Raw genomic sequence first — 12,689 nt, 5'->3', positions numbered from 1 at the left:
GCGTCATTTGGCTTTCCGGCGAGGAGAACAGGGCTATGATCCTCGCTGATGACGCGCTTTGAAAAAACAGTTCTGCAAATTGTGCCTCGCCTCGATGCGGGCGGGGCTGAGCGCACGACGCTCGAGATTGCGGATGCGGTCGTCAGAAATGGGGGCCGGGCGCTGGTTTTCACTGACGGAGGGCGGCTGGAAGAGGATATTCGCAATGTCGGCGGCGAGATTATCCACGGGCGCGCCGGATCGAAAAATCCGCTGACCATGTGGATAAACGCCGGTCTCCTGTCGGAGATCATCACCCGGGAGAAGGTAGACATTATCCACGCCCGCTCCCGGGCGCCTGCCTGGAGCGCCTTCTGGGCCGCCCGGCGGACAAAGGTCGCGTTCGTGACCACCTATCATGGGGCTTACAAGGCGGCGGGCGCAGCAAAAAGGTTTTACAATTCGTCCATGTTGCGCGGTGAGCGGGTGATTGCGAATTCCCGCTTCACAGCCGACCGGATCGCCGGCCTCAGGGGCGCAGATACGGACCGTATTGTCGTGATTCCTCGCGGCGTAGATATCGATCTCTTTGATCCCAAAAAGGTTTCCGCTGATCGTGTCGCTCGCCTTACGCGTGCGTGGGGGCTTGGGGAAAATCAGGGCTTCAAGCTGCTCCTGCCGGCGCGGCTCACGCCCTGGAAGGGGCATGAAACCGCGATTGCTGCAGTTGCGGCCCTCGCAGGCCGGCGCGACAAGCTCGAAGCCACTGGCCAAAACCCCGCTTTGACGCTAGTTTTTTGCGGGGGTGCGCAGGGCAAGGACGCATATGAGCGGCGCTTGCGCACAGTGGTGGAAGAGTCTGGGGTCAGCAGCATGATCCATCTTGTTGGCGATTGCGCCGACATGCCTGCCGCCTACGCTTGGGCGGATGCGGTTCTGTCGCCGTCGATCGAGCCGGAAGCGTTCGGCCGCGTCGCGGTGGAGGCGGGCGCCATGGGAAAGCCGGTGGTCGCCGCCGATCATGGCGGGGCGCGGGAGACCGTGATCAACCGCGAGACCGGATTTTTGACGGCGCCGGGCGATGCGAAGGAATTGGCGCGAGCGATCGAAACGCTTGTGCTGATGAGCGATACGGGGCGGCAGGTGATGGGGGAAAAGGCGCGCGAACGCGTATCAAGTCTTTTTTCTTCGGCGGCGATGTGCGATGCGACTCTTGGCGCTTATCGTTCATTGTTGACGGAAAGGGCGTAACAGGGCGGTATGTTAGGGCGTAAGAACAGCAATATTCTGGTCATCAAAACTGACGGGCTTACGGGCTTCGTGGCGGCGGACGCAGCTTTCGAGGCGATCCGCGAAGCGCATCCTCACGCAAAGATCAGTTTGCTGACGACCCCCGGGCTCCAGCGCATTGCGCGCGCCTCGCCATATTTCGACCAGGTCGCCGGCATGCCCAATATGCGCGACGGCGAAGCGCGGCGCGAATTTGTGCGCCAGCTTAAAAGTTCAAAATTTGAAAGGGTCTATGACCTTTCCGGCGACGACGCCGCGCGCCGCCTGAAAGGCGCGCTCGGTCCGTTCGGGCCGAAATGGCATGCGGCGGAATCTGCGGGCAAACCCGCAAAAGGCGCTGCGCTTGCGACCCCGAGTTTTGACAAGCTTGCCGAGACCGCCGGGCTTTCCATCAACACAAGATTGCCTGATCTCTCGTGGGCGGTGACGGCCCGCAAGGACAGCGCCAATATGCAGCCGAGCTGGTACGGAATTTCCGGTCCTTTCGGGTTGCTTCTGCCGGGCGAAGCGCCGGAACGACGCTGGAGCGCCGCCGGTTATGCAGGCGTCGCCAGACAAATGTCTGAAGCGGGCATCATGCCAGTGCTGGCCGGGGCGAAGTCGCTCCACCATTTCGGCGATGAAATCGCCCACGACGCCCCGCAACTCGTGGACCTGACCGGCAAGACGGACCACCTCCAGCTTGCCGCGCTCGCGCGCGAAGCCCTGTTTTTCGTCAGTGACAACGCCGATGAGATGCAGCTGGCCTTGAGCGTCGGCTGTGAGGGCGTGGTGATCCGCTCGCCCAAGGATCCCTTCGAGGTCCGGGGCCGCCATGTGGTCACGATGACCGGGCCTGAAGGCGGCAAGGGCGGCGGCCTTGGCGAGGTCGAGCCGGTCTTTGTCTGGCGCACCCTCAACAATATGGGCCTTCTGGACGCTGTCGCGGGGGAGCCGTTGACGGCTCAGGCGCGTTGATCTTCCCATTGATCACCGTTGATCAATTCCCGCAAAGCCCTATATATCCACCGTTCTGTCGCATTTTGGGATTACGGTTAACCGTTTCTCACCGAAATGGGCGCAGAAAATTGTCCGTTAGCAACCAATGGAGAGAAGTCCATAGCACGCAGACCCTTTAACGCCGCCCCGGTTAAATCCGATGGCCCGCGCATCAATGATGAAATCGACGTCCCGCAAGTTCTTCTGATCGACCATGAAGGCGAGAAGCGCGGTGTTGTGAAAACCCCCGAAGCTATCGCTATCGCCGCTGAAGCGGGTCTTGATCTGGTGGAGGTGTCGCCAGGAACGACGCCGCCCGTCTGCAAGATTCTTGATTACGGTAAATTCAAATACCAGCAGCAGAAGAAAAAGGCGGAAGCCAAGAAAAAGCAGAAAATCGTTGAGATCAAAGAGATCAAGATGCGGCCGAACATCGACGACCATGACTATCAGGTGAAGGTCAAGGCGATGAAGCGCTTCTTCGAGGAAGGCGACAAGGTCAAGGTGACCTTGAGATTTCGCGGCCGGGAAATGGCGCACCAGGATCGCGGCTCGACTTTGCTCAAGCGTGTGCAGGACGATTTCGACGACATCGCCAAGGTTGAGCAATATCCTAAAATGGAAGGCCGCCAGATCATGATGGTGATGGCTCCGCGTTAAGCGCTGCTCTCCTGTTAAGCATATTTCGCCGCCCGTATTTGAAATGCGGGCGGTTTTGCTATTTTGGAACAGCGTTGGCCCGGCCCTTGCTTCAAAGTGACCTGAATTGACGACGCAGGGCGCATGGCGGGATGCGGAGCGCGCGCGCCGGGGTTAGAGTTGTTGGGTATGGACGCGTTAATGCAGATGATCGCCGTGGGATGGCCTCTGGGGCTGGCGGGATTTATTCTCGGCGCACTGCTTGGCGGCTTCATGGCGCGCAACCGCGCAGAAGAGGCGGGCGGGGGAGCAAGCGACCGGCCTCGACTGAAACCCGACGAGGACAGCCTCTCGGCGCTCGCCGCAGAGCTGAAAGCGGCCAAAGAGCTGCTTGAAGCCGAAGAAGCCGACGCAAGCGATGTCGCTGACACACTCAAAAATCTCGACGACGCCATCAAGCGGGCCAATGGCCGGCTGAAGCTTCTCACCAAAGCCGTCAAACAGGCGAAATAGATTTTCCCGTCCGACTCCTGCTAAACACAAAGAAGGAGGGCGCATGGAAGGCAGCGGTGTTTTTCATCAGCTATTGATCAACAGCGTCATCATCTCGGCGACGACGTTTGTTCATGGTGTCTTCGTTGCGGCGGCGGCGGCGGTTTTTCGCGCGGCCAAGACCAGGACAAAAGGCGCGCTGCGGTTTTTACGCGATACCGCCGTGCTCGTTCTCCTCGTCCTCTGGCTCATGTTTGCGCATATGATCGAGATCGGCATGTGGGCCGGCCTGTTTCATGTCTATGGCATGTTTGAGACATGGGAAACGTCGCTGTATTTTTCAGGCGCGGCCTTTACGACGCTCGGCTTCGGCGATGTTTTGCTGCCTCAGCAATGGCGATTGCTCGCCGGCGCTGCGGCGGCCAATGGGCTCTTGCTGTTCGGTTTATCCGCCGCGTTTCTGTTCGACGTTGTCGGCAAGCTGCATCTCGGCGGCAGGGGAAGCTAGTTTCCGGTCGCGGCCAGGCAGGGAACGCCCAGCGCGAACGCTTCTCCCGTCTCCCGTCTCACTGCATAGCAATCGCCGCCCGACAGCATGATGTCGAAAACGACCGGCGTCGCCATGCTGCGGTCTTCCCGGGCGGCTAGCGGCGGCGGCAGGACCGAGATCGTTGACGTTCTGGAGAGATCGCCGGGGCCGAGGTCAATTGTCGCCCGACCAACCGCGTCCGCCAGAACCGACTTCACCTGCGCAATGGTTGCATCATCCGCGCTCGCAAGAACGGCTGGTGTCTTCGGCGCCACGGTCTGGCAGGCGCCAGTGAAAATTGCGGCGGCGATCAGGCAAACAGTTGTGCGGCTATTCATTCCTCCGGCATCCTCATGTCGCGATTGTTTTCCATCACGCGCATGCCGCGCTTCAGATCAAGACCCGGCCGCTCGCTTGCATCCGCCTTCGTCAGCGCTTTCGCCGCAACGGAGACGGGCGGCGGCGCAGGGCAGGTTCCAAATTCCCGGTATTGCAGCGCCGCAGCGAGCATGGCTTCACTCTCGTCACCCAATTCATGATCGAGATCGTCATCGACAAGGCATCCCGGCAGTTTCACGCCGAATGGCGCGCTCGAATTCATCGGAATAAAACCGTCAGCGTAATCGCCGAAGCCTTTCTGGTTCACGCCCTGGAACTGGATGGTGTAGTAGGTCTCGCCGCAATTATCTTCCGGGTAAAAGCCATAAGGCTTGCCGCAGGTGGCGCGGCCAATGAGCACGACTTCGACGTCAACGCCGCGCAGGCCGTTGATCACCGCCTCGCTGGCGCTGCAGGTCCAGTCTGTTGACAGAATATAGACCCGGTTGAGATTGAGGTTCGGCAAGGGGTCGCCGCTCGGCACCGAAAAGCCGACGCCGGTGCTGAAAAACGGCGTTGTGTTGTTGGTCTCGCCCGTAACCGGATTAATTCCGCCAGCGTCTGCGTTAAAGCGCAGGCGTTCGAAAGCCTTACCGCTGGTGCGCGAAGGGCCCGCAACCATATATCCAAGCTGCGCCGAAATCGCGAGCAGGCCGCCGCCATTGTAACGCAGGTCGAGAACCAGATCCGTGACGCCGGCGGCGTTCATATCCGTGATCGCGTCAGCGATGTCTTGCTCCGACGCGAAGGGGCTGAAGGTGTTGACCAGCGCATATCCCACATCGCCGGCAGGCGTGTTGATGATAGCGGTGCGGTTCACCGCCGGCGTCGAGAGGTCTTCGGAAATCATCATGATTGTGCGGGTCGTCGCGGCGCCGGGGTCCTGCACGACAAAAGTGTGCAGTTCGCCTGCCGTTAAGGGAAACAAACCATCATTGAGCGTGTCGATCGCTGCGGTCGTGTTGGCGTTAACGAGGTCGACTCCGTCGACTTCGAGAATGCGCGCGCCACGGATCAGGTTGGGCGTTCCCATCACGGTGTCGGACGCCGGCGTTCCGGCTTCGGTGTAGAGCACACGAAAATCGCGCGGCGGCGACACTGAATAGGCGATCAGTCTGGCGCCATATTCGGCGACCGGCGCTGAATTGCGCTCCCGCAGAAACTCGTCTGTGGGCTGGCTGAAATGAAAGTCGTCTTTATCCTTGCCCGACGCCGTCGTCGCGGTTGTGCGCAAGAGATCGAAATAGGCGACCGGGTCAGAATAATTCGCCGGGTTTCGATCCTGAACCTCATTATTCCAGAGATAGGTTTCATCGGTCCAGGAGCGCAGCCAGAAATTCTCCTCCAGCGTTGAGCCCGCACGGTCGGGAAAAGGGTTGCCTTCAAAATCGAGCCCGGTGCGCACCGTTTCGCAGCGATCCTTGAACAGGCCCGCATCCTGATAAACGCCCGCCGTCCATGTGGGGCCAGAATTCCCTGACGGCGGCGGGGGCGCCGGGGCGGCGGCCGGCGGCGTGGCGTTGTTGCCGCCTCCGCCGCAGGCGGCGGCGAAGAGCAGGGCAAAAAAAGCGGAGAAGGCGGCCCCCCGAAAATGTCCACAAGGTTTGTGTCCGGTCATCGGCTCAATACTCTGTTACGCTCGCCCCCATAGCTGATCGTCCCCATTTGTCCGGTTTAGTCAACGCAAGCGCGTTTTTTCGCCTGCTGCGCTAGGAGCAGCGCAGGCTTTCGCCTAGAACCCGGCTCATGAGCTACGCGGTCAAGGAAATTTACTATACGCTTCAGGGCGAGGGCGCACAGGCCGGACGCCCGGCGGTGTTCCTGCGCTTTGCAGGCTGCAACCTTTGGTCGGGACTGGAACGCGATCGCGCGGGCGCTATCTGCACCTTTTGCGACACTGACTTTATCGGGACTGATGGGCCGGGCGGCGGAAAATTCAAAGACGCCGAAGCCCTTGCGCGCGCAGCGGCTACGCACTGGCCGGAGTCAAAAGCAGGCAAGCCCTATGTGGTCTGCACCGGCGGCGAGCCTTTATTGCAGCTCGATCCGGCGTTGATTGACGCGCTCCATGGCGCGGGTTTTGAGATCGCGGTGGAAACCAACGGCACCATCGCCGCGCCGGAGGGAATCGACTGGATCTGCGTCAGCCCGAAAGCGACGGCGCCGCTGGTCCAGCGCTCCGGGCAGGAATTGAAGCTCGTTTACCATCAGGCGGATGCGCCGCCGGAGATATTCGAAGACCTCGCATTTGACTTTTTCTTTTTGCAGCCTATGGACGGGCCCGCGCGGGGCGAACAGACCGCCGCCGCAATTGAGTATTGCCGGACCCATCCGCAATGGCGCCTCAGCCTTCAGACCCACAAACTTGTGGGCATTCCTTAAAGGCGCGCCTTCAGGGTCCGATTGAGTGAAGAGGACAAGGCCATGCGCATCGTCAAGTCGATGAATTTCGACGCCGCGCACTTTCTGGATCACGACCCTGAGGCGCGGCCCTATGCGCGTCTTCATGGTCATTCGTTTACGATGGAAGTGGTGATCGAGGGCGAGCCCGATCCCGAAGCCGGCTGGGTCGTTGATTTCGGCGATGTCGGAGAAGCGCTGCAAGAGCTTCACGAGGCGCTTGACCATCGCCTGTTGAATGAGGTCGAGGGGCTCGAGCGTCCGACGCTTGAAAATATCTGCCGGTGGGCGGCGGAAAAACTGAAGACGCGGTTTCCCGGTCTCGCCGAGGTGCGCGTGTCGCGCCCCTCCATCGGCGAGAGTTGCGTCTTCACGGTTTAAAGTCTCATCTAAGCCGCGTTGGTTTCGAGATCCGCTTTCATGCGCGCGATCAGATATTGGGCGTCGCGGCAATAGCTCGCGGCGGCGCCATCGGCGCGGGCCAGCGCCTTGTCGAGCTGATCGAGAACATTGTCGATCTCTTCGTAACTCGCAAACGCATCCACCGGCGGGGCCAGATCGAGGCCCTTCTCGCTCACATCGAGCCGGATCGGGGAGACTGAATAACGCGCCCGGCCGCCAAGCGTCACGTCGATATGACGCTGGCCCTTGCCGATCAGCACAGCGGCGCGCGGATCGATTTTATCCAGCGCTTCGTTGATGGAGAGCCGCAGCTCGTCATAACTTTCGGCGAGGAGGGCGCGGCCGCCAACTTCTTCCACGTCTTTTGCGGAAATGGCGACTTCGCAGGCCTGTTCGAGAATATCGCGCACCCGGTCGATAGCGTATAGCGCCGCCTCAATCGCGCTCAGCGCTTCGCGAACCGGGTTTTCCTGTTCTTCATAGGGCGCTTCGTCGATGACGGCGCGGCGGTTGCGCAGCGCACGGTCGAGCCCGCCAGCAACGTCCATCGCCGGCATTTCATCCGCATTCGGATCGTTCTTTTTTCCAAGCCACCCGGCCAGCGGGCTGCGCCGTTTTTCCTGGCCCCCGCCATTGTTTTTGTTTGTTGCAAACGCCACGAGAACACTCCCTCAGGCATGACTGATTTTGCAACACCGTAGGGCGTCCGGATTTTCAGCGCCGTTAAACAATTGTGTAAATTTTGCGCGGCGCGGAAGGCATAACAGGGTTGATTTGGATTAACTCTGTTGGGCTTTTCGTGTGAAACGCCCGCCTTCAAGCCCCCAGGCGGCCAGCAGCGCCAGCGCGATGATGAACAGCCAGAAAAGCGCCGGCGCGAGCGGCGCGTCTTTCACTGTCTCAACGCGCTCCGCCCGGCGCTCGGCGATCCCGGCCCAGGATGCGCCCGACCGGGGCGCTGTCTCGCCTCGAACCCTTTTGAGGTCAGGCGGTGAGGCGTTATTCCCGTCGCGAACAGCGTAAACGCCGCCGCCGGTTTCCTCAGCCAGCGGGCCGAGGAGACTTCCGGTGGAAATGACATTCTGGAATTCAGGCGCCGCTTCAACCCCGATTACGCCGATGGCGAAAAGCTCGCCCGAGGCGGCGCGGTAAAGCCCCCGTGGCGGCTGGGTGATGCGCGCCGTGAAGCGGCCGGGCGTGGTTTCACGAAGGTCGACTTCGCTGGTCTCGCCGTCAGGATTTGTGAGCGCGACGGCGGGAGCGTCCTCTTCGATGCTGCGGCGCTCGACAATGAGGTCGCCGTTTTCTTCGCGCAGGGAAAGCGCTTCTTCTTCGAGCTCCGGCTCTTTCATCAGCCAGTGGGCGATGCGGCGGAGCAGTTCCGCATGGGGCCCGCCGCCGTCAAAACCGCGCGCCCATAGCCAGACATGATCGGAAAGGAAAAGTCCGACGCGGCCTTCGCCGATGCGGTCTAGAATCAAAAGCGGCGCGCCGCGCGGACCGCTCATCAGGGTTTCACCGCGCCGTTGCGTCACCGGCATGACGCGCAGCCAGCGGCCCCAGATGTCGGCGTCCGGAAGATTGGCGGTCACGGGGTGGCGCTGGCCAAGCTCTGTGACCTCCGGCCGGTAAGCTTCTTCAACGGCGCTCCCCGCCGGAAGGGCGGGGAGGATGAAAGAGAGATTTCGCCGGTTCGCGAGGCTAAGGGAGCCGTTATATTCCGGGCCGGACGCGATCAGCACCGCGCCGCCATTGTCGACGAACCGCGCGATATTGTCGAAATGGAAAGACGACAACACACCGCGATAAGCGTAGCGGTCGAAAATCAGCAAATCGAATTCATCAAGCTTGTCGATGAAGAGTTCATCCTGCGGAAACGGGATGAGCGCCAGTTCATCGACGGGTGTGCCGTCATTCTTGTCGATGGGTCTGAGGATCGTGAAGTGGACGAGGTCAACCGCGGGGTCCGATTTCAAGAGATTGCGCCAGACCCGCTCGCCCGGATGCGGCTCGCCGGAAATAAGAAGTACGCGCAAGCGGTCGCGCACGGCGGTGATCGGCAGAACGGCGATGTTATTCCGGGTTGTCAACTCGCCAGAACGCTCGGCGACTTCAAGCTCGATGATCGTTTGTCCCGGACGCGTCAGGGGCACGTCGAAACCGGCTTCGGCGCCGACGGGCACCGCCTCGCGCAGAATTTCCTCGCCATCCATGCGCAAGGTCACCATCGGCGCGCGGGCGTCCGTCAGGGCTTCTCCATCGCGGCCAAGATCGTCGATACGGAAGGTGACGCGCACAGGCTGGCGGACAATGCCGTAACGCGGCGCATTGACGAGGGTGATCTTGCGATCGGATTCATTTGTTGCGCCAGTGGTGAGAATATGGACCGGCGCGTCGGTGTCGAGCCCGTCTGCGGCGTCCGAGGCGTCGGCGGCCTGTCCGTCAGTGATGAGGAAAACGGCGCCGAGACGCTGGCGCGGCGTGTCGGCAACCGCCTGGCGCACGGCATTTACCGATAGCGTTTCTTCCTCGCCGCCGTAACGGATTGTTTCGGTTTCAACGCCGCCGAGGGCTTCGATGCGGTCCGCGAGTTTTACTGCCGCGTCCTCGCTGACGCGATTACGACCATCGAGCGACTGGCTGGCGCTCTCGTCGACGAGGATCAGGGCGATGTCATTGAGTGGTGTTGTCTCAGCTTCCCGGATCATGGGGCCGGCGATCAGCGCCAGGAGCGCGGCGATAGCGACCGCGCGCGCGATGCCGCTTTTCCAGTTGCGGAGCAGCGACAGGATTGCAAAGGCCGCGCCTGCAATGACGGCGAGGATCAGCGCCCATTGCGGCAGCATCGGATCGAGAACGATATTGAAAGGAAGCGACGTCACTTGCCAAGCCGCTCCAGAAGGATCGGCGTGTGCACCTGATCGGATTTATAATTGCCGGTGAAGGCGACCATCACCATGTTGACGCCGGCGCGATAAGCGAGTTCGCGCGCACGAGGCCCGCCCGATCCCATGGGTCTCAAAGGACGGCCGAAACTGTCCGCCGCCCAGGCGCCGATCCAGTCGCGCCCGCCGATGATCAGCGCAGTGACGCCGTCATTGGAGCCGCTGGAATCGGCCTCGACCCAGACCGGATTGTTGTTGTTGCGCCCGTAAAGCGAGTTCAGGAGATAGAAGGAGCGCGTCAGCACGTGGCTGTCATCGACCGGCCGTAAGGGCGGGATGTCGAGGGCGCCGAGAATGCGCTGCAGGGCTTGCCCTTCCGGCGTCGATCCCGCGCCCACGGCGCGCTCATCATCGCGGGTGTCGATAAGGAGGAGCCCGCCGAAGCGCATGAAGTTTTCGATATTGGCGAGGGCCGCGTCGGAGGGCGTTTCCGCGCCCGGCGCAATCGGCCAGTAGAGAAAGGAATAGACCGACAGATCGTCCGTATCCGGATCGATGCGCTCGGGCGGGGCGGGTTCGATGGCTGTCCGTCTGTAGAGTTCCCTGCTGAGCGCGGCGAGACCCTGTTCCGTGAGGGTGTCGATCGCCGAGTCGCCGCTGGCTATATAGGCGAGGCGCGTCGTCAATGCGGCGTCGACGATTTTTTCCTCGATTGGCGCGTCGAGCGGTTGCGCGCTGGCGCGGTCCATGGGGCCCGAGATGACGCCAGCCGCCAGCAGCGCCGCTGCGGCGGGACGCCAGTTAAGCCGCCCGCTCAACATCAGCGCGATAATGCCGTCGGCAAGAAGCAACAACAACGCAGCGACAACCAGCGGCGGGCTTAAGGACACCGGCGGGGCTGCCTCATAGGCCTGAATGGCGGCGCCTGAAATTGAGATCGGTTCAAAGGCGGCGCCGACAGGAACGGCGTTGAGCGCCAGCGGCGCTTCGGGGGCTCCGTAAAAACCCGGCGCGCGGGCGGGAGACGGGGCGAGCGCCAGCTCCGCCGCGGTGAGGGCGCGGGCGGCGTCATCGGGCCGGGTCATCCGGCCTTCGCCGGTGAGGAGGCGCAAGGGCGCATAACGGGCGTCGGCGCCTTCAGACGCCGCGTCAGGTCCCAGCGCCGACAGGAAAGTCAGCCTGCGGAGCATATCGATGAATAGTCCGGACAGAGGCAGGTCCGACCAGTCCGGCGTTGCGGTCACATGAAAAAGTGCAATGACGCCTTTGCCCTGACGGGCGCCGGTGACGAGCGGTGTGCCGTCTTTCAGCCGCGCCCAGGTACGCTGTGTTGTCTCCCCGCCGGGTTCGGCCAGCACCTGACGGCGGATCAGGACGTCGTCAGCGGCGTCCAGTCCTGCAAACGGGCTTTCTGCGGGAAAGATGTCGAGATGTTGCGGTGTGTCCCAGGTCAGGGCGCCGCCAAAGGCGCGTCCGCCGCCGCGCAATGGCGCGGGGATAAGGTCGGGCGCACTGTCCTGCGCCGCCTCGGCGAGGACGGGCCCGGCAAAGCGGATCAGAACGCCGCCGCGCTCGACCCAGGCGGAAAGCTCGTCGCGCTCACTGGCGCGCAAGCGGCCTATGTCGTCGAGCACAATAACGGAGACATCCGACTGCAACAGCGTGGAGAGGTCGTCTTCGAGGAAGGAAGCGTAAGGGTTCAACGCCTCGCGAATATAATGATCACCCTTCAACAGGTTGTCGCTTGAGCTTTCGGCGTTACGGGCAAGTCCGATCAGCGCGCGCCGGTCGCGGGCGTCGGAGAGGCGCACGGCGCCGGCGGAGGCGACGCCTTCGATCCGGGTGATGGAAAGTTCATTTGCGAGAGCGAGGGGGAGGTTGAGGGTTACATCGCGCGCCAGCTCGCCAGCGGCGAATTCAAACTCAGAGCGCGCCAGTTCGCGACCGTCACGGGCTGTTGCGATGACGGCGCCTTCCGCCGGCGCCGCTGCATCCAGCCGCTCGACCCGGTAAGCGAGAGCGTTCTCCGCCGACTGCAAGGGACGCAACTGATATTTAGGCGCGCGGGCATCGTTAAAGATGGCAAGCTCGCCCCGGCCTGACAGCGCGTCGGTAAGCGTCTGATCACCTTCGCCTGCAAGCCCATCGGAAAGCCAGCGGATCTCAGCGCCCGAGGTGAAATAACGGTCAAGCTCGGCGAGGCGGCTTGCCGCGCCAGCGCGATCGGCGGCGAAAGGCGCGGGCGTCATGGCGTCTGCGGCGGCGCGGGCGGCCTCTCCGGTCATGGGTTCAAGCGGCGCGGGCGTGCGCTCCGGCGCGGTTGTGAGGATGAAAACCTGGCGGTCCGTTTGCGCCGCTTCCGCCGCCGCTTCGCGCAAGGCGTCCTGGCGCGTGCGCCAATGCTGCGCGGCGGCCCAACTATTGTCGACAACCAGCAGCATCGGACCGGTCTGCGTTCCCGGCGCTGGCGCGTTCAAGACAGGACCTGCAAGGCCAAGAATAATAAGCCCCGCCAGAAGCAGCCGCATCAATAGCAGCCACCATGGCGTACGGTCCGGCGTTTCTTCCGCCGTCTTTAACTGCCGCAAGATGATGAAGGCGGGAAAATTTTCGCGTTTTGGTGAAGGCGGCGTAGCGCGCAGCAACAGCCAGATCAGCGGCAAGGCGCCGAGGGCGAGAAGAAGCAGCGGCGATGTGAAACTGAGCGCGCCCACGAT

Annotated in this window: 12 protein-coding genes; 7 read left to right on the top strand and 5 right to left on the bottom strand. The window is 62.1% G+C overall.

The window, feature by feature from the left end; translation table 11 throughout:
• Positions 1 to 48 precede the first annotated feature (48 nt).
• The 5 genes from ACFOOP_RS17290 (at position 49) to ACFOOP_RS17270 (ending at position 3,886) form a co-directional block, all read left to right on the top strand.
• Positions 49 to 1,230, top strand: a complete 1,182-nt coding sequence (locus ACFOOP_RS17290) for a glycosyltransferase family 4 protein (RefSeq protein WP_379882407.1) — start codon at positions 49 to 51, stop codon at positions 1,228 to 1,230.
• Positions 1,231 to 1,239: 9 nt separating this feature from the next.
• Complete coding sequence (locus ACFOOP_RS17285) at positions 1,240 to 2,226, top strand: glycosyltransferase family 9 protein (RefSeq protein ID WP_379882406.1); 987 nt, start codon at positions 1,240 to 1,242, stop codon at positions 2,224 to 2,226.
• A gap of 96 nt (positions 2,227 to 2,322) precedes the next feature.
• On the top strand, positions 2,323 to 2,907 hold the full coding sequence (gene infC / locus ACFOOP_RS17280) for a translation initiation factor IF-3 (protein ID WP_379882405.1): 585 nt from the start codon (positions 2,323 to 2,325) through the stop codon (positions 2,905 to 2,907).
• Positions 2,908 to 3,075: 168 nt separating this feature from the next.
• Positions 3,076 to 3,399 carry a hypothetical protein gene (locus ACFOOP_RS17275; protein WP_379882403.1) on the top strand — a complete coding sequence of 108 codons (324 nt, stop codon included), beginning with the start codon at positions 3,076 to 3,078 and terminating at the stop codon, positions 3,397 to 3,399.
• Between the two features lie 43 nt (positions 3,400 to 3,442).
• Positions 3,443 to 3,886, top strand: a complete 444-nt coding sequence (locus tag ACFOOP_RS17270) for an ion channel (protein WP_379882402.1) — start codon at positions 3,443 to 3,445, stop codon at positions 3,884 to 3,886.
• On the opposite strand, the gene ACFOOP_RS17265 is transcribed toward ACFOOP_RS17270, so the two are convergent.
• Together ACFOOP_RS17265 and ACFOOP_RS17260 are read right to left on the bottom strand one after the other, a co-directional pair.
• On the bottom strand, positions 3,883 to 4,245 hold the full coding sequence (locus ACFOOP_RS17265; RefSeq protein ID WP_379882401.1) for a hypothetical protein: 363 nt from the start codon (positions 4,243 to 4,245) through the stop codon (positions 3,883 to 3,885). The two genes, ACFOOP_RS17270 and ACFOOP_RS17265, sit on opposite strands and share 4 nt — an antisense overlap.
• Entirely contained in the window at positions 4,242 to 5,903 is a 1,662-nt protein-coding gene (locus ACFOOP_RS17260; RefSeq protein ID WP_379882399.1) for a S41 family peptidase, read from the bottom strand. The genes ACFOOP_RS17265 and ACFOOP_RS17260 overlap by 4 nt, the downstream gene beginning before the upstream one ends.
• A 128-nt stretch (positions 5,904 to 6,031) precedes the next feature.
• On the opposite strand from ACFOOP_RS17260, the gene queE reads away from it, so the two are divergent.
• Entirely contained in the window at positions 6,032 to 6,667 is a 636-nt protein-coding gene (gene queE, locus ACFOOP_RS17255) for a 7-carboxy-7-deazaguanine synthase (protein ID WP_379882398.1), read from the top strand.
• Between the two features lie 21 nt (positions 6,668 to 6,688).
• Positions 6,689 to 7,066: a 6-carboxytetrahydropterin synthase QueD gene (queD, locus tag ACFOOP_RS17250; protein ID WP_379882397.1), complete on the top strand. Its 378-nt coding sequence runs from the start codon at positions 6,689 to 6,691 to the stop codon at positions 7,064 to 7,066.
• A gap of 8 nt (positions 7,067 to 7,074) precedes the next feature.
• Here queD and ACFOOP_RS17245 read toward each other — a convergent pair whose 3' ends face one another.
• The 3 genes from ACFOOP_RS17245 to ACFOOP_RS17235 form a co-directional block, all read right to left on the bottom strand.
• Entirely contained in the window at positions 7,075 to 7,746 is a 672-nt protein-coding gene (locus tag ACFOOP_RS17245) for a hypothetical protein (protein WP_379882396.1), read from the bottom strand.
• Between the two features lie 120 nt (positions 7,747 to 7,866).
• On the bottom strand, positions 7,867 to 9,969 hold the full coding sequence (locus tag ACFOOP_RS17240; protein ID WP_379882395.1) for a hypothetical protein: 2,103 nt from the start codon (positions 9,967 to 9,969) through the stop codon (positions 7,867 to 7,869).
• Positions 9,966 to 12,686, bottom strand: coding sequence for a DUF4159 domain-containing protein (locus ACFOOP_RS17235; protein ID WP_379882394.1), 2,721 nt, complete (start codon positions 12,684 to 12,686; stop codon positions 9,966 to 9,968). Before ACFOOP_RS17235 ends, ACFOOP_RS17240 begins: the two co-directional genes overlap by 4 nt.
• Between the last annotated feature and the right edge of the window lie 3 nt (positions 12,687 to 12,689).

It is taken from the genome of Hyphococcus aureus, assembly GCF_042643165.1.
Lineage (GTDB): Bacteria > Pseudomonadota > Alphaproteobacteria > Caulobacterales > Parvularculaceae > Hyphococcus > Hyphococcus aureus.
Note: the sequence above shows the minus strand (reverse complement) of the source record. Positions and strands in the feature narration are given on the sequence as shown.